Source organism: Nocardia farcinica, from assembly GCF_001182745.1.
GTDB lineage: Bacteria > Actinomycetota > Actinomycetes > Mycobacteriales > Mycobacteriaceae > Nocardia > Nocardia farcinica.
This window is the reverse complement of record NZ_LN868938.1, coordinates 1,797,198-1,820,856: the sequence shown is the minus strand read 5'-3', so window position 1 is coordinate 1,820,856 and position 23,659 is coordinate 1,797,198. Positions and strand designations below refer to the sequence as shown.

Here is a 23,659-nt window from a genome sequence, read left to right as displayed (position 1 = left end):
CTGCACGGGTCTGTCTCCTCTCACACGGCCAGCACGGTGCAGGCGCTGATTCCGGGCGCGCCGTAGACATGGGTGAACCCGACCCGGGGTGTGCCGGGCACCTGCCGGGCGCCCGCCTCGCCGCGCAACTGGGTGACGATCTCGTGCACCTGCCGCAGCCCGGAGGCGCCGATCGGCTCGCCGTTGGCCAGGCAACCGCCGTCGGTGTTGACCGGCAGCCTGCCGCCGATCTCGGTGTCGCCCGCGGCGATCCACTTCTCCTGCTCGCCGTGTTCGCAGAAGCCGCACTCGGCCATGTGCATGATCTCCGCGCCGCTCTCGGTGTCCTGCACTTGCGCGACGTCCACCTCGTGCGGGTCGATGCCGGCCTGCTCGAACGCCGCGCCCGCGGCGTCGGCGCTGACGCTGGTCGGTTCGCCGCTGCCCTGTACCGCCGGGCTGAACACTTCGAACGAGCCGAACCGGCGGGTGCGATGACTGATGGCGCGCAGCTGCACGGCACGGGCGCCGAGTCGCCGCGCGACCGCGGGGGACGCCACGATCACCGCGGCGCCGCCCTCGCCGGGCGAGCAGAACATGAACTTGGTCAGCGGGTCGTTCACCATCTCCGCCGCGGCGATCCGCGCGGCCGGGATCGGTTCGCGGCGCCAGGCATTCGGGTTCAACGCGCCGTTGCGGTACGCCTTCTCGGCGACGGCGGCCAGCGTCGCCGCCGAGATGCCGTGGCGGCGCATGTACCGGTTGATCTTCGCGCCGAAGAACTGTGTGGTGACCATCAGTCCTTCGCTGCCGTAGCCCTCGGGCAGGCCCCACTCGGCCGGAGCCGGGTCGAACGCGCCGCGCGGATGCTTGTCGAATCCCACCGCCAGCGCGATGTCGGCCGCCCCGGCGCGAATGGCGTTCACCGCCGAGAACAGCGCCGAACCGCCGGTGGCACACCCGTTCTTGACGTTGGTGAACGGGATGCCGGTCAGGCCGAGGTCGGCCACCAGGGTGTCGGCGAGGCCGGAGCCGTCGCTGCCGCCGAAGGCCACCTGCACGTCCGGCCAGGTCACCCCGGCATCGGCCAGTGCGGCGCCGATCGCGGTGATCGCCATCTGTCTGCCGCTCACCCCGGGCTGCCTGCCGAACTTCGACAGGCCGACGCCGATGATCGAGACGGGCTGGTTCATCGCACTACACCTCCTCGCCGATCACGGCGAACCGGGGCACCGGCGACGCCGCGACGAGGCGCACCGGTGCCCGATCCAGATCGGTGTCGGCGCCGCCGTCGAGCAACGCCTCCACCCTGATGCCGTCGGGCAGTTCCACCCAGCCCACCGCGTAGGGCGAAAACCCTTCGGCGGGAGCGACATACGGCGGCGATTTGGGTGGGAAGCGCTGCACCGTGTAGGCCCAGACCACGCCGTCGCGACTCAGCGGTCGCGGCCGCGCCGTCGGCGTGGCGCAGCGCGCGCACATCGTGCTCGCCGGAAACCCGACCGTGCCGCACACGCCGCACTCGCTGCCCTCCAGGACCGGTTCGTCCATGTCGTCTCCCTCCGCCGCCCTGCCGGGACTCAGCGACCGACCCACTTGGGTTCGCGCTTCTCCAGGAAGGCGTTGACGCCCTCGGCGGCGTCCTCGGACTGCAGGGCGTTGCCCACGGCGAGATGCTCCATGACCATCAGCGACTGGATGTCGGCGTCGAGGCCGCGGTCGATGGTCATCTTGGTGAGCTTCATGATGAAGGGGCTCTTGTCCACGATCGGGGCGATGAAATCGGCCACCAGCTGGTCGAGTTCCGCGGCCGGGGCCGAGGCGTTGATCAGGTCGAAGGCGGCGGCCTCCGCGCCGCTGAGCAGCTTGCCGGTGAGCATGAGCTCCTTGGTCTTGCGGATGCCGATCATGCGCGGCAGACGGTAGATCGGGCCCGCGCCGCCGAAGAGGGCACGGCGGATGTGGAAGTCGCCGATCTTGGCGTCGTCGGCGGCGACGGCGAAATCGCAGGAGATCATCAGCTCGAAACCGCCCGCGGTCACGTAGCCCTCGAGCACCGCCACCGAGGGGGTGTTCATCGAGTACAGCCGGTCGCAGACCTTGGCCGAGAGCACCGCGACGTCCATCGCGTTGGTCTTGCCCACGTAGTTCTCGCGCAGCTCGTCCAGATCGAAGCCGGAGCAGAAGGTGTTGGCCCGGCCGCGCAGCACCAGCACCTTCAGCTCGGGATCGTTGTCGACCTCGACGATGATCTCGTCCAGGCGATGCAGGAGCTCGACGGTCACCGCGTTCTTCTTGTGCGGGCGGTTCAGCCAGACGCGAGCGACCTCGCCGTCCTTCTCGAGCACGATGTGGTCGGTGTCAACCATGGTGGGCCTCTTTCTGATTCGGTCCAGGGTCCTGATTCGGTCCAGTGTCCGGACTTGAACTGGATTCAATTCAGTTCTAGTGCGTGGAGTGGGCTGCCGTCAATACGTCGGCAGCGGCGATTTCGGCGGGCTACAGACCGAGCAGGGCGGCGACACCCGCGCGATGGGTGCGCGCGTCGCCGTGGGCGGCCTCGTTGCCCAGGATCCGGCGGTAGTAGGAGTGCGCGGGATGTTCCCAGGTGAAGCCGACCCCGCCGTGCAGTTGCACCGCCTCCGCGGCGGCCGTCAGCGCGGCGTCGGTGCACACCGCCCCGGCCACGGCGACGGCGAGCCGGGCGCCGTCGGGGTCCTCGGCGAATACCGCGGCCGCGTACCGGGAGGCCGAGCGGGCCCGCTCGAGAAGCACGAGCAGGTCCGCCAGCCGGTGTTTGATCGCCTGGAACGACGCGATGGGCCTGCCGAACTGCTGGCGGGTGCGGGTGTAGGCGACGGTGGTGTCGACCAGGCGCTCGACGATTCCGGTGTGTTCGCAGGCGATGGCCAGGGTCGCCAGATCGCGCAGCCGGGTGACGGTCGCCGGGGTGGTCGCCGGATCGGTGAGGGCGAGTGCTGCCCGGCGGTGCACGGTGATGTCGGCCTGTCCGCGGGTCGGGTCCAGCACCGTGAGTGGGGTGCGGGTGACCGCAGGGCCGGGGCGGAAGGCGAAGAGCCGCACGCCGTCCGGGGTCTCGGCGGTGGCGATCACGAGGTCGGCGGTCGCGCCGCCGAGGACGTGACCGACGGTGCCGGTGAGCAGCCAGCCGTGCGCGGTGGGCTCGGCGGTGAGCCGGTCGGTGGCCGGGTCCAACGCACTGACCGTGGCGACGGTGGCGCCGGTGAGCACCTCGGCCAGCACGTCGGCGACGGCGTCGCGATCCGCGGCGGCGAGCAGCGCCTGCGCGCCGAGGACCGCCGAGGTGAGCACGGGTTCGCAGACCAGGGCGCGGCCGCACTCCTCGAGGACGGTGGCGAGTTCGGCGGTGCCGTAGCCGAGCCCGCCCCGGTCCTCCGGCACCGCGATGGCGGCCACCGACATGTCCTCGGCCAGCAGCCGCCACAGTCGCGGCGAGTAGCCCAGCTCGCTCTCGCTCGCGGTGCGGACCTGTTCGATGTCGCTGTGCCGGGCGAGCAGGGCGCGCAGGCTGTCGCGCAGTTCGATGCGCTCCGGGCCGGGCTCTAGTGCCGCCGGTTCGGTGCGCGGCCAGGGGACTTCCAGGGTCATGACCTTCTCCATAGAGTTGAGTTCAGTTCGGTACTCGTCCGAGGGTAGGGCGGAACCGCTCGACAAGAAAGGTCGGATTGAACTAGGTTCAGTTTCATGGCTACGGCGATCGAGGACTACTACGCCACCGTCGACAGCGGCCGGCTCGCGGAGGCGACCGCGATGCTCGCCGACGACGTCGAGTTCGCCATGGTGCTGCCGAACGGGATCAACCTGGGCCGGGGGCGCGCCGCGATGCTCGACTATCTGGCGGGCCGCCCGCCGGTCGACCGACGGCACCGGGTGCTGCGGGTGGCCGCCGACGGCGACACGATGTTCGCCTACGGCGAGGTCACCGAGCAGGGCGGCCGCGTGACCACCGGGCACTTCGTCGGCGCCATGCACGTCGGCGCGGACGGGCTCATCGATCGCTACCAGGTGAGTTTCAGCGTGGATTTCGCGCTCGTGCCCGATCGACCGACGAGGAGTTCCCCACGATGACCACCACCGCGACACCGGTGCTCGCCCGCTGGTTCGAGTACATGGATTCCGACGACCCGGACCGGGTGCTCACCATGATCACCGACGACTTCGTGATGTCGGTGCAGTTCTCCCGCGGCGGTGGCGCCTCGACCGAGTTCGTCGGTGACCGCGCGGCGCTGATCGGCTATCTGGCGCAACGGGAGAAGAGCACGCTGGTACACCACCTCGACGCGGGCGCCGTGGTGGACGGTCACGAGCTGGTGCTCGGCCGCACCACCCGCGACGGCGCCTTCGAGGCGTCGTTCAACGCCTCGGCGCAGGTCGACGCCGACGGCCGGGTGCGCAGGTTGCTCATCGCCCGCACGCCCGAACTCAGTTTCGCGCGGTGAGCCGCCCCGGCCCCGCCGCGGGCTCCGCCTCCGCCAGCAGCCCGTCGAGTTCGGCGGCGGCGGTGAGCAGAGCGCGGGAGCGGCGGGTGAGGGTTTCGCCGCGGGCGGCGAGGGCGGCCAGGACCTCGTGCCTGCGGGCGCCGCGGAAGTGGGGGAGCAGGGTGCGCAGGTCGTCGATGCGGTGGCCCGCGCGGCGGAGCTGGTGGACGATGCGGGCGTCGCGGACGTCGGTGGGGGAGTAGCGCCGGGCACCGCCCGCCCGCCCGGGTACGACCAGGCCCTCGGCGTCCCAGTGGCGCAGCGTGGAGGCGCGGATGCCGAGTGCGTCGGCGAGTTCGGAGACCGTCATCGCGTCGGCGGGACGGACCGCGGTGAGTGGTTCGTCGGCGATGGCGTGCGCGGCGGCTTCGGCCGCCCGCAGGTCGCGGCGTTGGCGGTCGAGGTCGGCGTGCGCGGCGTCGAGCCGGGCCAGTGCCTCGGCGACCGGCGCGGCGTGCACGGTGCGCATGATCGTCTTGGCCTCCACCGGGCCGACGGCCGCGGCGAGTGCGCGATAGGCGCGGGCGGCGCGCACGTGGCGGTCGTCGTAGACCCGATAGCCGCTGTCGGTGCGGGCCGCGGGTGGGAGCACGCCGTCGCCCTCGAGATTGCGGATCTGCTGCACCGAATATCCGCTGCGGCGCGCGACGGTCACCGTCCGCATCGGCCCACTGTTGCGGCTTTCCACGCATTCACCTCGGCATACTCGGGTCCAGGTCGCCACAAGCACTTCAATGTAACGCTCGAAGCATGAGTATCGACGAGATCGCCGAATTCCTCGAATCCCTCGGTGGTGTGCTGACGCTGCGGCCCGGTCCCGGTGACGGTTCGCCGGAACTGGCCTGGGGCGACCTGTTCTTCTACTACGCCCCGGACGGCCGGGTACCCACCCGCACCCAGCCCTTCGCCACCGTCGTCACCAAGAACTATCCCGACGACGAGAGCTCCCGCCTCGACCGCCCCGGCGTGTTCCGGCTGAACATCGCCGCCGGGCGGGAGGCGTTCGTCGCGACCCTGGGGCGCACGCCGCGGGAAAACGCTGCGCCCGAGGAGGATCCGGGCGCGGTGGACACGGTGATCGCGCACCCGGTCTACGGCGGCGCGGGCTGGCTGGCGGTCGTGGCTCCCGGCCCGCGCACCGACGAGGTCTGCCGGACCCTGCTGCGCACGGCGCACGAGCGGGCCCGGGCAGCCTACGAACGGCGCACCGCGAACTGAACGCCGGCGGAACCGGGCCGGGTACGCGCCCGGCCGGTCACCGCTGCCGGGTCGCCTTCAACGAGTACATCAGCGGTACCCGCGCCCGCCCCGGCGGGAACCGGTACTCGATCCCGTGCCGCTCGAGCGCCTCGAATCGCGGGAACAGGGTGTGGTCGTGCTCGTGCAGGAACTCGAGCCGCAACCCGGCCGCGGCCAGTGCGGTGAGGATCTCGCCGAGGCCGTGGCGGAACTCCACCGAGGTGGTGTTGCGCAGGGACGCACCCCGGTCGGCGTAGGTGCCCGCGTCCGGCTCGTCCCAGACCTCGGGGCCCTCGGCGAAGTAGTCGAGGGTGACGGTGGTGCCGGTGGCGTCGTCGAGCACGTCGGTGAAGGGGTGGAATTCGGCGAGGTAGAGGAAGCCGCCGGGCCGCAGCAGCGCGGCGACGACCCGCGCCCACCGGGTGATGTCGGGCAGCCAGCACAGGGCGCCGATACCGGTGTAGACGATGTCGTAGGTGGCGGCGAGTTCGTCGACGGCGGAGTAGACGTCGGCGGTGACGAACCGCGCGGACAGGCCCGCGGAGTCGGCGATCCGGCGGGCCGCCTCGATGGCGGGCGCGGAGAAGTCCAGCCCGGTGACACGGGCGCCGTGCCGGGCCCAGGCGAGGGTGTCGAGCCCGAAATGGCATTGCAGGTGAACCAGATCGGCGCCGCCGACGTCGCCGACCTCGGCCAGTTCGAACGGGCGCAGCGCCTCGGCGCCGGCGAGGAAGCCGTCCAGGTCGTAGAACTCGCTGTCCAGGTGCACGGGCACCCGCTCGTCCCACAGCGCCTTGTTCACCGTCAGATAGTCGAGGTCGGTCATATCCGCACCGTATCGACGGGCGGGTGCCGGGCCAATCGAATTTCCGGTGCCGGCGGCCGATCTCAGGGTGGAATCCGGGGAGTGATCCGTCCGCAGGCTGACCCGGATGTCGTCCGGCAGCCCGATTCCCGCGACCGCCCGAAATCCTACTGTCGCGATCATGACGGAGAACGGGGCTGCGCCGGGGCGCAGAGCGTGTGGCCTGCGATGGGACAGGCGACGATTCCTCACGGTCGGCGCGGCGGTGCCGCTGGCGGTGACGCTGGCTTCCTGCGCGGGGGAGGACGCCGCCGCACCGACGGGTACGGCCGGGCCGGATCTGACCGGCGTCGATCCGGCTGTGCGTCCGCAGGACGACTTGTTCCGGCACGTGAACGGCGGCTGGTTGCGCGACTACCGGCTACCGCCGGACAAGGCGTCGCACGGCACCTTCGAGGAACTCGCCGACCGCACCGAGGACCGGCTGCGGGAGATCCTGGAAGCGCCGGACGACGCCGGGCCGGGCACCGACGCGCGCAGGCTGCGCGATCTGTACCGGGCCTACCTGGACACCGCCGCGATCGAGGCCGCGGGCACCCGTCCGCTGGCCGACCTGCTCGGTGAGATCGACGCCGCCGCGACGAAATCCGACCTGGCGCGGGTCGCGGGCGCCCTGCACGCCCTCGAGGTCACCGGTCCGGTGTGGCTGCGGGTCGAGCCCGACCGCAAGGACTCCACCCGGCACCGTCCGTACCTGGTGCAGTCGGGGCTGGGGATGCCGGACGAGGCCTACTACCGTGAGCCCGTCCACAGCGAACTGCGCACGGCCTACCGCGGTTACCTGACCCGCATCGCGACCGCCGCGGGCCTGCCCGATCCGGCGGGCGTGGCCGAGCGGGTGTTCGACCTGGAGACCCGGCTCGCCGCCGGCCACGTCGACATGGTGCGGTGGGTGGACTCGCTGTCGTCGTATCACCCCTGGTCCTGGACCGAATTGCGGGACCGGGCACCGGGATTCGACTGGGATGCCTGGCTCGACGGCCTCGGTGGGCAGCGCGCCCGGTTCGAGACCGTGCTGGTCGATCAACCCGAGTATCCCGCGGCGCTGGCCCGGCTGTGGGAGGCCGAGGACGCCGGTCGGTGGCGGGAGTACCTGCGGCTGCGACTGTTCGACCACTATGCGCCGGTGCTGCCCGCGGCGTTCGCCGACGCGCACTTCGACTGGGCGGAGCGGGCGCAGACGGGCATCCAGCAGCCGCCGCCGCGCTGGCGGGCCGCGGTGCGGTTCGTGCGCACGAAGATGGGCGACGCACTCGGCCGCGAATACGCGCAGCGGCACTTCCCGGCCGAATCCAAACGGCAGGTCGAGCAGTTGGTCGAGGATCTGCTCGCCGCCTACCGACAGCGCCTCGCCGAGGCGGACTGGATGTCGGAACAGACCCGCCGCACCGCGCTGGCCAAGGTCGACAAGATCGTGGCGCTCATCGGCTACCCGGACACCTGGCGTGACTACTCGGGCCTGGTGGTGCGTCCCGGCGAACTGCTCGCCTCGCTGCGCGCGGTGGAGAACCACGAATTCCGCCACCGGCTCGGCCGCCTGGACCGGCCCGTCGATCGGCGGGAGTGGACGATGCTGACCCCGGTGGAGGTGAACGCGAACTACAGCTGGGAGATCAACCACATCGTGTTCCCCGCCGCGATCCTGCAACCGCCGTTCTTCGACCCGGCCGCCGCGCCTGCGGTGAACTACGGCGCGATCGGCGTGGTGATCGGTCACGAGATCGGGCACGGCTTCGACACCGGCGGCTCCCGTTACGACGAGAACGGCACCCTGCGCGACTGGTGGACGAGCGCGGACAAGGCGGCGTTCGAGGCGAAGACGAAAGCCGTGATCGCCCAGTACGATCCGCTCGTCCCGGCCGGCATGCCGCCGGACCGGCGGGTGAACGGCGCGCTCACCGTCACCGAGAACCTCGCCGACATCCGCGGGGTGAGCACCGCACTGGCCGCTTACCGCATCGCCGCCGCCCGCGCGGGAGCCGCCGAACCCGATTGGCGAGCGCTGTTCCTGTCCTATGCCCGCATCTGGCGGCACACCGCGACGCCGGAGTACACCGCGGCGACCCTCGGACTGGATTCGCACGCACCCGCCGAGTTCCGGGTCAACCAGGTGGTCCGCAACATGGCCGAGTTCCACACGGCCTTCGAGGTCCGGCCCGGCGACGGCATGTACCTGGCCGAGCACGAACGGGTGCGGTTGTGACCCGGCGGCGGTCGGTCGTCGCCGTCGCCGCGGTGACGGCGGTGGCCACGGTGGCGGTCGCCGTCGCCGCCGCCCTCGTGTTCCCGACCTTCCGGCTGCCCGCACCCACCGGTGCGCATCCGGTCGGCACGACCACACTGCACCTGGTGGACACCGAGCGGCGCGAGGTCTTCGGCCCCGATCCCACCGCGCCGCGGGAGTTGATGGTGCAGGTGTGGTATCCGGCGCGCGACACCGACGGCGCGCTCGCCCCGCTCGTGCCGGGCGGGACCGCGGTGACCGAGCAGATCGCCCGCGGCTTCGGGCTCCCGGCACGCGGGCTGGACTATCTCACCGAGATCCCGACCCATGCCCGCGAGAACGTGCCGATCGCGGATTCCGGGCACCCGTTCCCGGTGGTGCTGCTCAACCACGGCTACGGTTCCGCGCGGTTCTATCACACGTCCCTCGCCGAGGATCTGGCCGCGCACGGCTACGCGGTGTTCGCGATCGACCACACCTACAGCACCCGGGCCACCGCGCTGCCCGGTGGCCGCCTCGCCACCATGCGCACCGACGAGGACCGCATCGGCGAACCCGACTACCGCGACGAGGTCGGACAGGTGTGGACCGCCGACGTCACCGCCGTGCTCGACCGGTTGCCCGCGCTGAACGCCGATCCGCGGTTCGCCGGACGGCTCGACACCGGGCGGGTGGGCGTGGTCGGGCACTCCTTCGGCGGCGCCGCCGCCTACGACGCCGCCTACGACCCGCGCGTCACGACCGGCATCGACCTCGACGGCACCCTGTATCGGTTCCGCGATCGCGCGCCGCTGGCCGAGCCGTTCCTGTTCGTCTACTCCGAACAGGCCTTCGACCTCTACGACAGGGTGCGGCGCGGGCACGTCTACAGCGATGCCGAACTCGCCGAGCTGGGGGCGAGCCGCGCCGAGGTCGACCGCGACACCGCGGTCGCGCGCCGCGAACTCGAGCATCTGCGCGCCGCGGCGCGAGCGGGCAGCCCGATCCTGTACGTGCGGGGCACCGCGCACAACAACTTCATGGACCAGCAGTACTTCTCACCGCTGCTGCGGACGCTCGGACTGATCGGCGACATCGCCCCCGAGCGTGCGGGCGCGATCGTGAACGACATCGTCCGCGGTTTTCTCGACGCCCGGTTGCGCGGTGGTGGGCTGCCGGACCTACCCGGCCGGTACCCCGAGATCGTGGACGTCACCGAGCGATTCGCGGGCTGAGTCCGCCGGGGTGGCCCCGCGCAGCACCGCGGCGGTGAAATCGTCGAGGGGATAGAACAACTCGATGGCGAGTTCGGAGAGGGTGACGTCGGCGGGGGCGCCGAAGGTGGCCATGGTGGAGAACATCGCCAGTTCACCCGCGGGGGTGCGGATCCGGATGGGCACCTCGAAGGGGCTGGGCGGCGCGGGCGCGGCGAGGTCCTCGGGCGGCTCGGGGTAGCTCTCGACCTCGCGGTGCAGTGCCCGCAGGGCCGGGTCGTCGCTTCCGGCGATCTGGCGGGTCAGGCGCTCCAGGAACAGCCGCCGCACCTGGGCGTGGTTGACCAGCCGCGCGGCCAGCCCCTGCGGGTGCAGCACCATCCGGTAGACGTTGGGGGCGGGCTCGAGCAGGTGCGGCGGCAGGCCCGCGGTGAGGATCGGCATCGCGGCGTTGCCGAGCAGCACGTTCCACAGCCGGTCCACCACCACCGCCGGATACGGCTCGTGCGCGGTGAGCATGGTTTCCAGCGCGGCCCGCACCGGCGCGAGGCTCACGTCGTGCAGGTCGCTCTCCCGGTAGGCGGGGGCGTAGTCGGCGGCCAGCAGCAGCGTGTTGCGGTCGCGCAGTGGCACATCCAGCGCCGCGCACAGGCGCAGCACCATCGCCCGGCTCGGTCGCGACCTGCCGGTTTCCACGTAGGACAGGTGCCGGGCCGACGTGTCGGCGAGCAGGGCGAGGTCGAGTTGGCTCAATCGGCGGCGCTGCCGCCACTCGCGCAGGAGTGCGCCGACCCGGGAGTCGGTCGCCGGTCGATCGCTGGTCACCGGTCGTTTGCTGGTCGCCACCACCCGGTCAGGGTAGCGGCGGGCACGGGGGCGCCACCATGACCTCCGAGGTCATTGCGGAGCCGACCCGGCCCCGGCCAGGGTGGTGCCATGAGCACGATGATCGGAAGGAACGAGCCGATGAGCACGGTGACGACGGCGCCGGACACGGCACTGCTGTGCACCGCCCTGCGCGTGGACGGCTGGGGGACCGGTGTTTTCGGCGCGGTGTTGCTGGCGGGCGCGGCGGCGCTGCGGGATCCGCTCGGGGTGCCCACCGGGCTCTCGCTCGGCTTCGGCGTGGTGATGCTCGCGGGCGCCCTGGCGCTGGTACTGCTCGGCGGCCGCGCGCGGCAGGCCGTCCGCCACGCTCGGACCGTCGTGCTGGTGAACAGCGCGTCCGCGGTGGGCATGGTGGTCCTGGCCTGCGCCCGGGTGCTGGACCTGACCGGGCTCGGCGTCGCCTTCCTGTTGTCCGGCGCGGCGATCGTCGCGACCTTCGCCGCCGCCGAATACGCCGGCCTGCGCCGCGCGCGCTGACCCGAGGAGCCACCATGACCACCACCGACACCACCGACCGCGCCGCGCTGCACGCACTGCTGCGCGCTCAATCCGCGGCGTGGGCCGCGGGCGACGGCGCGGCGTTCGCCGCGACGTTCACCCCCGACGCGGTGTTCGTCTCGGTGATCGGCGAACACATCGAGGGCAGCGCCGAGCTCGCGCGCGTCATGCAGGAGGGCTTCGACGGCTTCATGCGCGACACCCGGCTGTCCGAGCCGGAACGCACCACCATCGGATTCCCGGCGCCCGACGTCGCGGTGGTGGTGACCAGCGGGGTCTGCGTGCTGCGCGGCGGGGCCACCACCGGCGATCCGGCCGACCGGTCGATCCAGACCAGGACCGCGGTGCGGCGCGACGGACGCTGGCTGTTCGCGAGCTTCCAGAACACGCGCATCCGGCAGGCCCCCTGAGTGAGCTCCCGCACCCGCAGTGCCGGGTGCGGGAGCCGTCGTCAGCGGCTCAGGCGCTGGAAGCGGCGCACCGCCAGCGGCAGGAACACCGCGGTGAGCAGCAGCGGCCAGACCACCGCCATCAGCACCGCGTGCTGTTCGACCCAGGAATCCCCGCTACCGACCGGGGTTCCGAACAGTTCGCGGGTGGCGCCGACCGTGGCCGAGATCGGATTCCACGCCGCGATGTGACCGAGCCAGCCGGGCATGAGCTGGGGCGCGACGAAGATGCTGGAGATCATCGTCAACGGGAAGGCGACGACGAACAGGTTGCCCGCCGCCTCCGCGTTCGGCACCAGCAGTCCCAGCCACACCCCGACCCAGATCAGCGCGATCCGCAACCACAGCAGCAGGGCGAAGGCCGCGACCGCGCCGAGCAGCCCGCCGTCGGGTCGCCAGCCCATCACGAACGCGGTGATCATCAGGATGGTCAGCTCCGCGCACGCCACGATCAGATCGGTGACGCCGCGCCCGGACACCACCGCCGAGGGCGCCATCGGCATGGAACGGAAGCGGTCGATCACGCCCTTGGCGGAGTCGTGGACGACCAGCGACGCGGTGTGGATGAAGCCGAACGCCATCGTCATCACGAACATGCCCGGCATCAGGAAGTCGCGGTAGTCACCGCCGCCGGGCACGGTCATCGCGCTGCCGAACACGTAGCCGTAGAGCAGCACCGACAGGATCGGGAAACCGAGCTGCCAGGCGATGTTCACCGGTTGACGCTGGTAGTGGGTGAGCCCGCGGCGCACCACGTTCCAGCAGTCGGCCAGCGTCCAGTAGGCGCGCGAGCGGGTGAGCGTGGTCATCAGGCGGCCTCCTCTGCGGCGGTGCGGTGTCCGGTCAGGTGCAGGAACACGTCGTCGAGACTCGGCCTGCGCAAACCGATGTCCTCGACGGCCACGCCCTCGTCCTGCAGGGTCCTGGCGACCTCGGTGAGCGCGGCGACGCGGTCGGTGACCGGCGCGTACACGCGGCGTTCGGCGTCGTGGGTGTCCGGTTCGCCCGTGCACACCCGGGCCACCACCTTCGCCACCAACGGCAGGTCGGCGGACTCGGCGGCGACCACCTCGATCAGATCGCCGCCCACCGCGTTCTTCAGCCCGTCCGGGGTGTCGTCGGCGATGGCGCGACCGGCGTCGATCACGGTGATCCGGGAGGCCAGCCGGTCGGCCTCATCGAGGTACTGGGTGGTGAGCAGCACCGTGGTGCCGTCGGCGACCAGGGCGCGGACCGCCTCCCACACCTCGCCGCGGCTGCGCGGGTCGAGGCCGGTGGTCGGCTCGTCCAGGAACAGCACGTCCGGCGCCAGGATCATCGACGCGGCCAGGTCCAGCCTGCGCCGCATGCCGCCGCTGTACTTGCCGACGCCGCGGTCGGCCGCCGCCACCAGGTCGAAACGCTCCAGCAGCTCGTCGGCGCGCTGGCGGGCACGGCGGGCGCCCAGGTGGAACAGCCTGCCGAACATCTCCAGGTTCTGCCGACCCGTCAGCACCTCGTCGACCGCCGCGTACTGGCCGGTGAGGCCGATGCGCGCGCGCACCTGCGCCGGCCGACGGGCCACGTCGAGCCCGGCGACGGTGGCGTGGCCGCCGTCGAGCCGGATCAGTGTGGACAGGATGCGCACCGCCGTCGTCTTGCCCGCGCCGTTCGGCCCGAGCAGGCCGTGCACGGTCCCGCGCCGCACGGTCAGGTCGAAGCCGTCCAGCGCGTTCTTGTCCCCGTATCTCTTGCGCAGCCCTTCGGCTCGCACCGCGTCGTCGTTCACCCGTCGTCCTCCCGTGTTGTCGCGAACCCTGTCGTCGCGAACCTTGTCGTCGCAGAACCCGTGTCAGCGCGAACCCGCTTCAGCGCGAACCCGCTTCAGCGCGAACCGCATCGCAAAACCGAGTACGTTGTACCCAAATTAGAGTACAACGTACTCGGTTTTTCGCCAAGCGATTACCCTGGGACGCATGACGACCACCGAGGCGAGCGGCCGCGGCGACTTGGCGCGCACGCTCGACCTGCTCTGGAACACCGGCCCCCGGCCGAGTCGCGGGCCCAAGCCGACGCTGACGCTGGACCGGATCGTCGAGGCCGCGGTGCGGGTGGCCGACGCGGAGGGGCTGGCCGCGGTCACCATGCGCCGGGTGGCCGCCGAACTCGGGACCGGCGCCATGTCGCTGTATCGCTACGTGCCCGGCAAGGCCGAACTGCTCGACCTCATGCTCGACCGCGTCCAGTACCCCGACGAGGAGGTCGACGCCGACGCGGACTGGCGGGAGACCCTGCGCTTCTACGCCCACCAGACGCTCGAGCTCTACCGGCGGCACCCGTGGTTGCTCCAGGTGAACCAGACCCGGCCCGTGCTCGGTCCCGGCGCGCTGGCGAACATGGAACTCCTGATGGGCCGCATCATGCCGATGAAACTGTCCGACCCGGAACTGGTATCGGTGCTGGTGATGGTCGAGAGCTATGTCGCCGGCGCCGCCCGCACCCAGCTCTACCAGCGCGACGCCGAGCGCAGCACCGGGATGACCGACGCGGAGTTCTGGCAGGCGCAGGCACCGGTGCTGGAGCAGGCGATGGCGTCGGGGCGGTATCCGGTGATGGCCTCGCTGTCGGCGGCCGCGTTCGACCCGGCCTTCGAGCACTTCGAGTTCGGTCTGCAGCGCATCCTCGATGGGTTGGAGGTGCTGGTCGCCCGCCGCGCACAGGCCGAGTGAGCCGTGGTGTGGCTGGCCCCACCCTCGATCCGGTGGTCAGCTCCCTCGGCACCGGCACCACCGGGAACCAGGATGGATGGCATGACCGAGACCTCGACCGAACCCACGCTCGTCCTCGACCGCCCGGTGGCGCCGCTGCCGCCGCCGCGCCGGACCGTGCCCGCGGTGCTGCGCGCACCCGTCGAGGCACGCACGTGGAAGGAACTGGTCTACCTGGTGACGGCGTTCGCGCTCGGGTGCGTCGCGGTGTGCTGGGTGTTCTTCGGTATCGGCGGCGGGCTGTACCTGTCGGTCCTCGTGGTCGGCATCCCGGTGCTGGCGCTGGTGCTGCTCGGCGGTCGGGTGTGGGGCGCGATCTATCGCGGCCTCGCCGAACATCTGCTCGACACCACGGTGCCCGCGCCACCGGAGTTCGCGCCGCCGCGCGGGTTCCTCGGTTTTCTCAAGGGCGCGTTCACCGATCGGGTGAGCTGGCGGGCCCTGCTGTTCCTGCTGGCGCAGGCGGTCGTCGGCGTCGTGCTCGGTTACCTGGTGCTCACGGCGGTGGCGGTGGCGGTGTTCACCGCGCTCTCGCCGATCCCGTGGGCGCTGTTCGATCCGGTGAACGTGGACGAGAACGGCGTCGCGCGGCACTCGCTGATGCAGTTCGGCAGCTTCTACGTCGACACCTGGCCGCGCGTGCTCGGTGTCGCGGCGGTGGGCGTCCTCGCCTGCTTCGCGGTGCCGTGGCTGGTGCGCGGCGTCTGCCTGCTGCACCGGATGCTGACCGTGGCGCTGCTGGCCGAGACGACGCGGGACCGTCAGCTCGCCGAACTGCGGGAGAGCAGGCGGGCCGCCGTCGAGGACGCCGCGGCGACGCTGCGCCGGGTCGAACGCGATCTGCACGACGGCACCCAGGCCAGGCTGGTGACGATCGCGATGGCGCTCGGCCGCGCCGAGGAGCGACTGGCGGCGGGCGGCGATGCCCGCGACCTCATCGCCGACGCGCACGCCAGCTCCAAGGAGGCGCTCACCGAACTGCGCGAACTGGTTCGCGGTATCCATCCGCCCGCCCTCGAGCTCGGACTCGGCCCGGCCTTGGAGACGTTGACGGCGCGGTGCGCGGTGCCGGTGGAATTGCGGGTGCACCTGCCGCGCAGGCCGAGTCCGGCCGTCGAGGCGATCGCCTATTTCTCGGTCGCCGAGTTGTTGACCAACGTCGTCAAGCACGCGCGAGCCGAGCGCGCCTGGGTCTCGGTGCTGCCCGACAGCATCCGCACCCTGGCGGTCACGGTGCGCGACAACGGGATCGGCGGCGTGCTGCCGCCCGCCGAGGGTGCGTCGTCGGCGGGCAGCGGGCTGGCCGGGCTGGCGGCCCGCGCCCGCGCGGTCGACGGCAGCCTCACCGTGGCGAGCCCGCTCGGCGGCCCCACCGTGGTGACCATCGTGCTGCCGCTGGAGGACCCGCAGTGAGCGCGCCGTTGCGCATCGTCATCGCCGAGGACAGTGCCATCCTGCGCGACGGCCTGGCCGGTCTGCTCACCGAACGCGGGCACGAGGTGGTGGCGATGGTGGGGGAGGCGGGCAGCCTGAGCGACGTGGTCGGCGAGCACAACCCGGACGTGGCGGTGGTGGATGTGCGCATGCCGCCGACCTTCACCGACGAGGGTCTGCTGGCGGCCATCGAACTGCGCCGCAAGTATCCGATGACCGGTGTCCTGGTCTTCTCGCAGTGGATCGAGACCCGCTACGCCACCGAATTGCTCGCCGGCGGCGCGGGCGGCGTCGGCTACCTGCTCAAGGACCGGGTCGCCGACGTCCGCGACTTCGTCGACGCCCTGTACCGGGTCGCCACCGGCGGCACGGCCCTCGACCCCGAGGTGGTGAGTCAGCTGATGGGCGCCTCCCGCCAGCAGGATCATCTGGCCCGGCTCACCCCGCGCGAACGCGAGGTGCTCGAGCTGATGGCGCAGGGCCTGTCCAACAACGCCATCGCCGCGTCGCTCACCGTCACCGAACGTGCGGTGGAGAAGCACATCGGCAACATCTTCACCAAACTCGATCTCCCGCCCTCGGACACCCATCACCGGCGGGTGCTCGCGGTGCTGCGGCTCAAGGGCTGACCGCCGCGTCGGTCGGATCAGCGTCCGCCGGCCAGGTCGAGGAAGCTGCCGGTGGTGTAGGAGGCGGCGGCGGAGAGCAGCCAGGCGATCGCCTCCGCCACCTCCTCCGGGCGCCCGCCGCGACCCATCGGCAGGGCCGGGCCGAGCCGTTCGACCCGGTCGGGGTCACCGCCGAGCGCGTGGATGTCGGTGTGGATGTAACCGGGCCGCACCGCGTTCACCCGGATCCCCTCGCCCGCCACCTCGGCGGCCAGGCCGCGGGTGAAGGTGTCGAGAGCGCCCTTGCTCGCGGCGTAGTCGACGTACTCGCCGGGCGCGCCGAGCCGGGCGGCGACCGACGAGACGTTGACGATCGCGCCGCCGCGCCCGCCGTGGCGGGTCGACATCCGCCGCACCGCCGCGGCGGCGCACAACATCGGGCCCACCACGTTGGCGGCCATCACCCGGTGCAGGCGGGCGGCGTCGAGGTCGGCCACCCGGCACTGGGTTTCCAGTAGTCCGGCGTTGTTGACCAGGCCGACCAGCGGGGCGGAGTCGGCGTCCACGGCGGCGAAGAGCGCGTCGACGTCGCCGGGCACGCTCAGGTCCACCCGGGTGGCGCGGGCGCGGCCGCCGGAGCCGGCGATCTCGCGCACCAGCCGATCGGCGGCGTCGGCGCGCTCACGGTAGGTCAGGTGCACCGCGAAACCGTCGCGGGCCAGCCTGCGCGCGGTGGCGGCGCCGATACCGCGGCTGCCGCCGGTGACCACGACCGTTCCTGGCTCCACCGTGCCTCCTCGCACTCACGGATACAACTCGGCGGTGGTGCCACCCGAGCGGCCCTCCGCGTCGCGCAGTTTGTCGGCGAGCGAGATGAGCAGGCGCTGCGAGTCCTCCGAGAGCCCGGCCGCCGCGCGCATGAGACCGCGCAGCTTCGGGTCACGGACATCGCCGAGCAGTCCGTCGTCGCTGTTGCCGTCGCCCCCGCCGTCCACCGCATCACCGTAGAGGAAGTAGTCCGGCGGTGCGTTCATGGCCTCGGCCAGCGCCGCCAGGAACGCCGGTGAGGGGTTGGCTCGGCGTCCCGTCCGCAACTGCGACAGATACGCCGGTGACACCGAATATCCCGCCCTCTCCATGCGCTCGATGAGCATCGCGTTCGTCACCGTCGTGCCGTGTTCGGCTTCCCAGCGCTCGATCAATCTGTTCAAGCGAGACTTGAACTGCGCCGACGTCATTCGGTTGTCCTTCCACCTCCGGCAGTGCCGCCAGACCCCCGACCGCCCGGTCCTTGTGCCGACCTGCCTTCCGTCGCTGGATGTTAGCGGAAACCTCACCGAAACACCCGACATCGGGGTGGAGTGGACGATTGTCTTCTTCGTCACCGAGACCGGTGTACTCGAAGTTGCAGGTAAAACCCTATGATTCGGTATCTGGTACCGAGAGTTCCAGTTTTCATGCGGGGATTGCTGGACGGTTTCTTGAAATGGGCACCGGTGGTGTGGAACTCGACCGCGGGCACCGGTCGGGTCAAGGCTCAGGGCTCCTCGAACCGGGACACGGCCGGGCATATCCACCCGGGGCGCCAGCGTCGACGGCCCGCGGCAGTGGCCGCGGGCCGTCGGAGGAGGTGGTGTGCGCTGCCGGGCGCGATCGGGCGGGCGGCGGCGGCCGGCTCAGGCGGGGGTCGTCAACGGCGCCGTCGGCGGGAAGGTGACCGGTAGCGATTCCAGGGCGCGGTGGAACGGGCCGGGGCGCCAGGTCAACTGCTCGCGGGGCACGGCCAGCTCGATCTCGGGGAGCGCGTCGAGGAGCTGGTCGATGGCGTCCTGGGCGATCAGGGTCGCGACCTGGTGGGCGGGGCAGCTGTGCGGGCCCGCGCTCCAGGCCAGGTGGGAACTGTTGAGCGGGAGCGCGTCGGCGCCACCGGGATTGACCGCCGGATCGTTGTTGCAGGCCGACATGCTGATCAGCACCGGCTCGTTGGCGGGCAGCCACACCCCGTCCACCAGCATCGGCTGGCGCGGGTAGCTCACGCAGTAGTTCGCCATCGGCGGGTCGGTGAAGAGCACTTCGTCGAGCGCGTCGCGGGTCTTGAGCCTGCCGTCGAGCACGCTGCCGGCGAACCGGTCGTCGGTGAGCATCAGCAGCACCGTGTTGGCGATGAGGTTCACCTCCGGCTCGATGCCCGCGCCGTAGAGGGTGACCAGCTGGTGGATCATCTCCTCGTCGGTCAGCCCCGTCTCGTGGGTGACCAGCCGGGAGGTGATGTCGTCCTCGGGGTGCGCCCGCCGGTAGCCGGTGAGCTCGAGCAGCGCCTCGAGCAGCATCTGGTTACCGGCTTCGGCGCCCTCCCCGGACTCGAACACCGCGGCCATGCCCGCCGCCACCCGCTGGCCGATGTCGGCCGAACAGCCGAGCATCGTGTTCAGCGCGGTGAACACCAGCGGGTGGATGTACTGGCTGAGCAGATCGGCGCGCCCGTCCGCGCAGAAGCCGTTGATCAACGGCACCGCGATCCGCTCGACCACCGCGTGCATGGCGTGCAGATCGACGCCCTCGATCGCCGACTTGTTCGCCGACCGATAGCGCACGTGGTCGAAACCGCTGCTGCGCAGGGCGTTCGGCCGCCACTCCAGCATCGGCAGGATCGGGCAGTCGGCGGGCACCTTCTTCTGCCACGCGCGCGGGTCGGCGGGAAAGCGCTCCGGGTCGTGCAGGATCCGCACCGCGGTCCGGTAACCGATCACCAGCGTCGCGGGCACGCCGGGAGCGATCTCCACCGGAGCGAGGGACGGGTGATGGCGGCGCATCTCGGCGTAGGCGCCGTGCGGGTCCGCGGCGAACTCCGGGGTGTAGATCGGGAAGCGCGGCCCGTCCGGGTCCATCGGTGCACCGGGTACGACGGGACGGCCGTCGATCGTCGGATTGGAGTTTGTCACAGAGGGCCTCCACGTGGTCGATGTGCTCCGGGTCGATCCCGACAACGCTAAGCGGTGCGCGCGCGCCGGACCAGCCCGGCCCCTGGGCATTCTCGCCCCGGTCGACAGCCGGATGCGGCGAATTCGTGCACGCGGCGGGCGTTCTACGCGACTCGGCGTGCACGGCTCCTACCGGCTGGTACCATTCACGACTGCTGTTCAGAATGTGCTCTGTCACAAAGAGTTTGGTTTACCTTAGTTCGTTCGCGGTCACAGCCAGTTAGGAGCTCCTGACCATGGAGTCAACCCAGATGCCGCTCGTGCTCGATCCGATCGGCGCCGATATCCAGGGCGAATCCGAACGTCTCCGTGCGCGGGGACCGGTCACCTCGGTCGAGATGCCCGGTGGTGTGCGGGCCTGGTCGGTCACCGATCCCGCCCTGCTCAAGCAACTCCTGGTCGATCCCCGGGTGTCCAAGGATCCCCGCCAGCACTGGCCCGCCTTCATCAACGGCGAGATCTCCCAGGACTGGCCGCTTTTCCTGTGGGTCGCGGTGACCAACATGTTCACCGCCTACGGCGCAGACCACCGGCGCCTGCGCAAGCTGGTCGCCCCCGCCTTCACCGCGCGCCGCACCGAGGCGATGCGCGGGCAGGTGGAACGGATCACCAAGGAACTGCTCGACACCCTCGCGCAGACCCCCGCGGGCGAGGCCGTCGACCTGCGCGAGGCGTTCGCCTATCCGCTGCCGATCCAGGTGATCTCGGAACTGATGGGCGTGCCCGAGGATCTCAATCCCGGCCTGCGCGCCTGCGTGGACGGCATCTTCGACACCTCGCTCACCGCCGAGCAGGCCCAGGCCAACTACGGCGAAATGTACCGCATCCTGGGCGAACTCATCGCCTACCGGCGTGCGAACCCGGGCGAGGACATGACCAGCCTGCTCATCACCCAGCGTGACGACGAGGGTTCCAGCCTCACCGACCAGGAACTCCTCGACACCCTGCTGCTGGTGATCAGCGCGGGCCACGAGACCACCGTGAACCTGCTCGACCAGGCGGTTTTCGCCCTCCTCACACACCCCGAGCAGCGGGCCGCGCTCGCCGAGGGCCGGGCCACCTGGACCGACGTCGTCGAGGAATCGCTGCGTTTCGAGGCCCCCATCGCGCACCTGCCGTTGCGCTACGCCGTCGACGACCTCGACGTCGGGGGCGTGCACATCGCCAAGGGCGAGCCGATCCTGGCCTCCTACGCCGCGGCCAACCGCGACCCGAAGGTGTTCGGCGACAACGCCGACGAATTCGACCTGAGCCGAACCACCAAGGACCACCTGGCCTTCGGCTACGGCGCCCACCACTGCCTCGGCGCCCCGCTGGCCCGCCTCGAGGCGTCCATCGCGCTCCCCGCCCTGTTCGACCGCTTCCCGAACCTGCGCCTGGCCGCCGCCTCCGACGAACTCGGCACGGTGCAGAGCTTCATCTCCAACGGCCACCGCCACCTGCCGGTGTACCTGACGGCGTGATCCCGCACGGCCACCGTCGGTGTCGTGGGCGCCGACGGTGGCCGTGCGGGTGGCCGTCACGACCGGAGCCGGATTCCGGCGCCCCGCCGTCCGGGCGTGATCGAGGTGATCAGCGGTTTCACCATGCCGTTCGCTCCCGCGTCCATCATCCGGTACGCGTCTTCGATGCGGTCGAACGGCAGGTGGTGGGTGAACATCGGTGCTGGATCGAGCCGCCCCGCGGCGATGAGCGCGAGGAGTTCGTCCATCCGTCCGAGGTCGCCGAGCCCGGCCCAGATCGAGACGTTCTTCGTCAGCAGGTCGGCCATCGGCACCTCGACCGGCGCGCCGTGAATCCCGACGACGGCGATCGTCCCGCCGATGGACACCGCGGCGGTGGCGGTGGCAAAGGCCGCGTCCGCCCCGGCTGCCTCGATGACGGAGTCGGCGCCGAGCCCGTCGGTGAGATCGGCGATCGCCGCGGCGACGTCCTCGTCCGCGCCGACGGTGTGCGTGGCGCCGAGGGCGCGTGCCAGCCGCAGGCGTTCCGGAACGGAATCCACGGCGACGATCCGGCTCGGCCCGTACAGCGACGCGGTATGGATCGCGGAGAGCCCGACCGGGCCGCAGCCGAGCACGAGCACGGTGGCGCCGGGCCCATGCACCGATCGGCGCACCGCCGTCCAGCCGGTGGAGAGCACATCGCCGACGGTCAGCGCCTGCCCGTCCTCGATTGTGTCCGGAACGGCCGACAGGATCCGGTCCCCCCACGGCACCCGCAGGTATTCGGCCTGCGCGCCGCCGAGGTCGCCCCACGCGGCGCCGGAGCCGAACACTCCGCCGCGGGGACAGCGCTGTATCCGGCCACGGCGACAGGTCGGGCAGCTGCCGCACCACGGCGCGGCGGGTCCGACGACCCGGTCACCGATCCGCACCTGCGACACCGCCCCACCGATCTCGACGACCTCGCCGACATACTCGTGGCCGAGGCAGAAACCCCACGGCGTGGGGATGTGTCCGTTCCTCAGATGGAGGTCGCTGCCGCAGATCGTGGTGGCCCGGATCCGCAGAATCACGTCGGTGGGCGCCCGCAACTCGGGGTCGGGGACATCGGTCACCGCGACCGTGCCCTGCTCCGGGCACACTGCTGCACGCATCGCAGGTCCTTCCCTCAGGCCGAGCGGGCGGCGACGTGGCGTACGAGCTGGTCGGCGTAGAAGCAGGCGTCGCCGGGGTCGGGGACAGCGACGCCGAACCGGTCCGCCGCTTCGGCGATCATGGCCCGGAAGCGCCGCACGTCGGCCTGATTCACGTTTCGCCGTACATCGATGAAGGGGAAGTCGGCCTTGAGATCGGGCCGGTAGTCCTCGCGGATTCTGCGCATGTTCTCGGCGTTCGCCCCGGTGAGGGTGGCGTGCGCGTCGGCAGCCGCCAGCTGGAAGAGCTGATCGAAGACCGACCAGGCGTCCGAGACGCTGGGATGCAACACGCCCACGGCGTACAGTCCGGGGACACCGTCGGCGAAGGTGCCAAGGTGGAACACGGGGTGGCCCTCGGCGAAGGGCACCAATCCGTCCGGCAGCCAGGGGATTTCGATATCGTATCCGGTGGCCGCGACGATGACGTCCACCTCGGCGGTGCTGCCGTCGACGAAACGGACGGTCGACCCGTCGATGCTCGCCACGTCCGGCCGCGGCGTCAGCGTCCCGTGTGAGAAGCAGTGCAGGGCGAGATTGCTGACGATCGGCTGCGTCGCGCCGACGGGGTTGTCGGGCACCGGCAGTCCGAACCGGCTCAGGTCACCGACCGTGGCGAGCACGAGCTCGAGTTGTTGCTCGGGGGTCAGACCGGCCAGCAACGGGAGATCGGGGAGCTGGACCTTTCCGTTCACCAGATCGGGTGTCGGGACGCCGAATACCTGCTTCGGGAAGAAGTGGTAGGCGCGGCGGGTCGACAGGTGGGCGCGTTCGGCGTGGAAGGCCGCGTCGACGGCGATGTCCACGCCGCTGTTGCCCGCGCCGATCACCAGCACCCGTTTCCCGGCGAACTCGTCGGCCGAGCGGTAGTCGCGGGAATGCAGGAAACGTCCGGTGAAGGATTCGTGGCCGGGGATGCGGGGGACGAACGGGTGCCACTGCTGCCCGCAGGCGTAGACGACTCCGCGGTAGTCACGGGTCTCGCCCGAACCGAAGACGACTTTCCAATAGGTGCCCGACCCGGTCGTGATCGGGCGGGCACTGTGGACCTCGGTGTCGAAACGGACGAGATCGGTGAGTCCGTACGCCGCGGCCATGCTCCGGATGTAGTCCCGGATCTGTCGCCAGGAGGGGTAGTCGGGATAGTCGGCGGGCATCGGATACCCGATGAAGCCGCCGTGGTCTCTGCTGGTGATGAAGTGGCACGTTTCGTACATCGGCGAGCCGGGGTTGTCGATGTCCCACAGTCCGCCGACCCGGCTGTGCCGCTCGACGATCTCGACGTCGATCCCGTAGCGGCGCATGGCTCGCGCCGCGATCAGACCCATCGGACCGGCGCCGACGATGCAGTAGGTGGTGGGCAGTGAAGTCTTCTCGCTCATGGTTGTTCGCTTCC

The 23,659-nt window shown here is 71.1% G+C and carries 26 protein-coding genes; 12 read left to right on the top strand and 14 right to left on the bottom strand.

The annotated features are described in order from the left end of the window. Positions 1-20 precede the first annotated feature (20 nt). From AMO33_RS08880 to AMO33_RS08865, 4 genes are all read right to left on the bottom strand, one after another. Positions 21-1,172, bottom strand: coding sequence for a thiolase family protein (locus AMO33_RS08880; RefSeq protein ID WP_011208803.1), 1,152 nt, complete (start codon positions 1,170-1,172; stop codon positions 21-23). A gap of 4 nt (positions 1,173-1,176) precedes the next feature. Beyond that, positions 1,177-1,530 carry a Zn-ribbon domain-containing OB-fold protein gene (locus AMO33_RS08875; RefSeq protein ID WP_011208804.1) on the bottom strand — a complete coding sequence of 118 codons (354 nt, stop codon included), beginning with the start codon at positions 1,528-1,530 and terminating at the stop codon, positions 1,177-1,179. Between the two features lie 29 nt (positions 1,531-1,559). Continuing rightward, positions 1,560-2,348 (bottom strand): enoyl-CoA hydratase/isomerase family protein, encoded by a 789-nt coding sequence (locus AMO33_RS08870; RefSeq protein ID WP_011208805.1) that lies wholly within the window; start codon positions 2,346-2,348, stop codon positions 1,560-1,562. A 130-nt stretch (positions 2,349-2,478) separates the two neighbouring features. After that, positions 2,479-3,609 (bottom strand): acyl-CoA dehydrogenase family protein, encoded by a 1,131-nt coding sequence (locus tag AMO33_RS08865; RefSeq protein WP_060593389.1) that lies wholly within the window; start codon positions 3,607-3,609, stop codon positions 2,479-2,481. A 96-nt stretch (positions 3,610-3,705) separates the two neighbouring features. Here AMO33_RS08865 and AMO33_RS08860 point away from each other — a divergent pair, with 96 nt between their 5' ends. Beyond that, positions 3,706-4,089 carry a nuclear transport factor 2 family protein gene (locus AMO33_RS08860; protein ID WP_060591911.1) on the top strand — a complete coding sequence of 128 codons (384 nt, stop codon included), beginning with the start codon at positions 3,706-3,708 and terminating at the stop codon, positions 4,087-4,089. Continuing rightward, positions 4,086-4,460: a hypothetical protein gene (locus AMO33_RS08855; protein ID WP_011208808.1), complete on the top strand. Its 375-nt coding sequence runs from the start codon at positions 4,086-4,088 to the stop codon at positions 4,458-4,460. The genes AMO33_RS08860 and AMO33_RS08855 overlap by 4 nt, the downstream gene beginning before the upstream one ends. Here AMO33_RS08855 and AMO33_RS08850 read toward each other — a convergent pair. After that, positions 4,444-5,187 carry a MerR family transcriptional regulator gene (locus tag AMO33_RS08850; protein WP_060591909.1) on the bottom strand — a complete coding sequence of 248 codons (744 nt, stop codon included), beginning with the start codon at positions 5,185-5,187 and terminating at the stop codon, positions 4,444-4,446. The genes AMO33_RS08855 and AMO33_RS08850 overlap by 17 nt on opposite strands. Positions 5,188-5,249: 62 nt before the next feature. On the opposite strand from AMO33_RS08850, the gene AMO33_RS08845 reads away from it, so the two are divergent. Continuing rightward, positions 5,250-5,717 carry a DUF6194 family protein gene (locus AMO33_RS08845; protein WP_060591907.1) on the top strand — a complete coding sequence of 156 codons (468 nt, stop codon included), beginning with the start codon at positions 5,250-5,252 and terminating at the stop codon, positions 5,715-5,717. Positions 5,718-5,754: 37 nt separating this feature from the next. On the opposite strand, the gene AMO33_RS08840 is transcribed toward AMO33_RS08845, so the two are convergent. Continuing rightward, positions 5,755-6,564, bottom strand: a complete 810-nt coding sequence (locus tag AMO33_RS08840; protein ID WP_060591905.1) for a class I SAM-dependent methyltransferase — start codon at positions 6,562-6,564, stop codon at positions 5,755-5,757. A gap of 160 nt (positions 6,565-6,724) precedes the next feature. Here AMO33_RS08840 and AMO33_RS08835 point away from each other — a divergent pair, with 160 nt between their 5' ends. Next, positions 6,725-8,806: a M13 family metallopeptidase gene (locus AMO33_RS08835; protein WP_060591904.1), complete on the top strand. Its 2,082-nt coding sequence runs from the start codon at positions 6,725-6,727 to the stop codon at positions 8,804-8,806. After that, the gene (locus AMO33_RS08830; protein ID WP_060591902.1) at positions 8,803-10,041 is read left to right on the top strand and encodes an alpha/beta hydrolase family protein; all 1,239 of its coding nucleotides are present in this window, start codon (positions 8,803-8,805) and stop codon (positions 10,039-10,041) included. Before AMO33_RS08835 ends, AMO33_RS08830 begins: the two co-directional genes overlap by 4 nt. Here AMO33_RS08830 and AMO33_RS08825 read toward each other — a convergent pair. Beyond that, positions 9,988-10,869 (bottom strand): helix-turn-helix domain-containing protein, encoded by an 882-nt coding sequence (locus AMO33_RS08825; protein ID WP_060591900.1) that lies wholly within the window; start codon positions 10,867-10,869, stop codon positions 9,988-9,990. The genes AMO33_RS08830 and AMO33_RS08825 overlap by 54 nt on opposite strands. Positions 10,870-10,956: 87 nt before the next feature. Between AMO33_RS08825 and AMO33_RS08820 the strand changes: the two genes are divergently transcribed. Both AMO33_RS08820 and AMO33_RS08815 read left to right on the top strand, forming a co-directional pair. Further along, positions 10,957-11,385, top strand: coding sequence for a hypothetical protein (locus tag AMO33_RS08820; RefSeq protein WP_082668624.1), 429 nt, complete (start codon positions 10,957-10,959; stop codon positions 11,383-11,385). A 14-nt stretch (positions 11,386-11,399) separates the two neighbouring features. Beyond that, a complete protein-coding gene (locus AMO33_RS08815) occupies positions 11,400-11,816 on the top strand; it encodes an SgcJ/EcaC family oxidoreductase (RefSeq protein ID WP_060591899.1) in 417 nt (138 codons plus the stop codon). 41 nt (positions 11,817-11,857) lie between these two features. Here AMO33_RS08815 and AMO33_RS08810 read toward each other — a convergent pair whose 3' ends face one another. Next, a complete protein-coding gene (locus AMO33_RS08810) occupies positions 11,858-12,664 on the bottom strand; it encodes an ABC transporter permease (protein WP_011208817.1) in 807 nt (268 codons plus the stop codon). Next, positions 12,664-13,623, bottom strand: a complete 960-nt coding sequence (locus tag AMO33_RS08805; RefSeq protein ID WP_060591897.1) for an ATP-binding cassette domain-containing protein — start codon at positions 13,621-13,623, stop codon at positions 12,664-12,666. Before AMO33_RS08805 ends, AMO33_RS08810 begins: the two co-directional genes overlap by 1 nt. Positions 13,624-13,810: 187 nt before the next feature. On the opposite strand from AMO33_RS08805, the gene AMO33_RS08800 reads away from it, so the two are divergent. The 3 genes from AMO33_RS08800 (at position 13,811) to AMO33_RS08790 (ending at position 16,665) form a co-directional block, all read left to right on the top strand. Then, entirely contained in the window at positions 13,811-14,563 is a 753-nt protein-coding gene (locus tag AMO33_RS08800; protein WP_062954212.1) for a TetR/AcrR family transcriptional regulator, read from the top strand. Positions 14,564-14,644: 81 nt separating this feature from the next. Next, positions 14,645-16,015: a sensor histidine kinase gene (locus AMO33_RS08795; RefSeq protein WP_060593387.1), complete on the top strand. Its 1,371-nt coding sequence runs from the start codon at positions 14,645-14,647 to the stop codon at positions 16,013-16,015. Continuing rightward, positions 16,012-16,665: a response regulator transcription factor gene (locus tag AMO33_RS08790; protein WP_086838962.1), complete on the top strand. Its 654-nt coding sequence runs from the start codon at positions 16,012-16,014 to the stop codon at positions 16,663-16,665. Before AMO33_RS08795 ends, AMO33_RS08790 begins: the two co-directional genes overlap by 4 nt. 17 nt (positions 16,666-16,682) lie before the next feature. On the opposite strand, the gene AMO33_RS08785 is transcribed toward AMO33_RS08790, so the two are convergent. Together AMO33_RS08785 and AMO33_RS31410 are read right to left on the bottom strand one after the other, a co-directional pair. Beyond that, entirely contained in the window at positions 16,683-17,432 is a 750-nt protein-coding gene (locus tag AMO33_RS08785; RefSeq protein ID WP_060591893.1) for an SDR family oxidoreductase, read from the bottom strand. A gap of 15 nt (positions 17,433-17,447) precedes the next feature. After that, the gene (locus AMO33_RS31410) at positions 17,448-17,798 is read right to left on the bottom strand and encodes a helix-turn-helix domain-containing protein (protein WP_062954213.1); all 351 of its coding nucleotides are present in this window, start codon (positions 17,796-17,798) and stop codon (positions 17,448-17,450) included. Between AMO33_RS31410 and AMO33_RS31405 the strand changes: the two genes are divergently transcribed. Continuing rightward, positions 17,791-18,069, top strand: a complete 279-nt coding sequence (locus AMO33_RS31405) for a hypothetical protein (protein ID WP_062954214.1) — start codon at positions 17,791-17,793, stop codon at positions 18,067-18,069. The genes AMO33_RS31410 and AMO33_RS31405 overlap by 8 nt on opposite strands. Positions 18,070-18,320: 251 nt before the next feature. Here the strand turns inward: AMO33_RS31405 and AMO33_RS08775 are convergent, their stop codons facing one another. Next, complete coding sequence (locus AMO33_RS08775) at positions 18,321-19,586, bottom strand: cytochrome P450 (protein ID WP_011208824.1); 1,266 nt, start codon at positions 19,584-19,586, stop codon at positions 18,321-18,323. 275 nt (positions 19,587-19,861) lie between these two features. Between AMO33_RS08775 and AMO33_RS08770 the strand changes: the two genes are divergently transcribed. Beyond that, complete coding sequence (locus AMO33_RS08770) at positions 19,862-21,088, top strand: cytochrome P450 family protein (protein WP_060591889.1); 1,227 nt, start codon at positions 19,862-19,864, stop codon at positions 21,086-21,088. A 56-nt stretch (positions 21,089-21,144) separates the two neighbouring features. Here the strand turns inward: AMO33_RS08770 and AMO33_RS08765 are convergent, their stop codons facing one another. Together AMO33_RS08765 and AMO33_RS08760 are read right to left on the bottom strand one after the other, a co-directional pair. After that, on the bottom strand, positions 21,145-22,224 hold the full coding sequence (locus AMO33_RS08765) for an alcohol dehydrogenase catalytic domain-containing protein (RefSeq protein WP_076573487.1): 1,080 nt from the start codon (positions 22,222-22,224) through the stop codon (positions 21,145-21,147). Between the two features lie 14 nt (positions 22,225-22,238). Next, positions 22,239-23,645, bottom strand: coding sequence for a flavin-containing monooxygenase (locus tag AMO33_RS08760; RefSeq protein ID WP_060591884.1), 1,407 nt, complete (start codon positions 23,643-23,645; stop codon positions 22,239-22,241). Between the last annotated feature and the right edge of the window lie 14 nt (positions 23,646-23,659).

Coding starts and splice junctions, on each gene's coding strand:
- AMO33_RS08880 (WP_011208803.1), bottom strand. CDS start 1,172: ATGAACCAGCCCGTCTCGATCATCGGCGTCGGCCTGTCGAAGTTCGGC.
- AMO33_RS08820 (WP_082668624.1), top strand. CDS start 10,957: ATGAGCACGATGATCGGAAGGAACGAGCCGATGAGCACGGTGACGACG.
- AMO33_RS08800 (WP_062954212.1), top strand. CDS start 13,811: ATGACGACCACCGAGGCGAGCGGCCGCGGCGACTTGGCGCGCACGCTC.
- AMO33_RS08865 (WP_060593389.1), bottom strand. CDS start 3,609: ATGACCCTGGAAGTCCCCTGGCCGCGCACCGAACCGGCGGCACTAGAG.
- AMO33_RS08770 (WP_060591889.1), top strand. CDS start 19,862: ATGGAGTCAACCCAGATGCCGCTCGTGCTCGATCCGATCGGCGCCGAT.
- AMO33_RS08760 (WP_060591884.1), bottom strand. CDS start 23,645: ATGAGCGAGAAGACTTCACTGCCCACCACCTACTGCATCGTCGGCGCC.
- AMO33_RS08860 (WP_060591911.1), top strand. CDS start 3,706: ATGGCTACGGCGATCGAGGACTACTACGCCACCGTCGACAGCGGCCGG.
- AMO33_RS08840 (WP_060591905.1), bottom strand. CDS start 6,564: ATGACCGACCTCGACTATCTGACGGTGAACAAGGCGCTGTGGGACGAG.
- AMO33_RS08870 (WP_011208805.1), bottom strand. CDS start 2,348: ATGGTTGACACCGACCACATCGTGCTCGAGAAGGACGGCGAGGTCGCT.
- AMO33_RS08765 (WP_076573487.1), bottom strand. CDS start 22,224: ATGCGTGCAGCAGTGTGCCCGGAGCAGGGCACGGTCGCGGTGACCGAT.
- AMO33_RS31405 (WP_062954214.1), top strand. CDS start 17,791: ATGAGCATCGCGTTCGTCACCGTCGTGCCGTGTTCGGCTTCCCAGCGC.
- AMO33_RS08845 (WP_060591907.1), top strand. CDS start 5,250: ATGAGTATCGACGAGATCGCCGAATTCCTCGAATCCCTCGGTGGTGTG.
- AMO33_RS08815 (WP_060591899.1), top strand. CDS start 11,400: ATGACCACCACCGACACCACCGACCGCGCCGCGCTGCACGCACTGCTG.
- AMO33_RS08855 (WP_011208808.1), top strand. CDS start 4,086: ATGACCACCACCGCGACACCGGTGCTCGCCCGCTGGTTCGAGTACATG.
- AMO33_RS31410 (WP_062954213.1), bottom strand. CDS start 17,798: ATGCTCATCGAGCGCATGGAGAGGGCGGGATATTCGGTGTCACCGGCG.
- AMO33_RS08875 (WP_011208804.1), bottom strand. CDS start 1,530: ATGGACGAACCGGTCCTGGAGGGCAGCGAGTGCGGCGTGTGCGGCACG.
- AMO33_RS08795 (WP_060593387.1), top strand. CDS start 14,645: ATGACCGAGACCTCGACCGAACCCACGCTCGTCCTCGACCGCCCGGTG.
- AMO33_RS08835 (WP_060591904.1), top strand. CDS start 6,725: ATGACGGAGAACGGGGCTGCGCCGGGGCGCAGAGCGTGTGGCCTGCGA.
- AMO33_RS08810 (WP_011208817.1), bottom strand. CDS start 12,664: ATGACCACGCTCACCCGCTCGCGCGCCTACTGGACGCTGGCCGACTGC.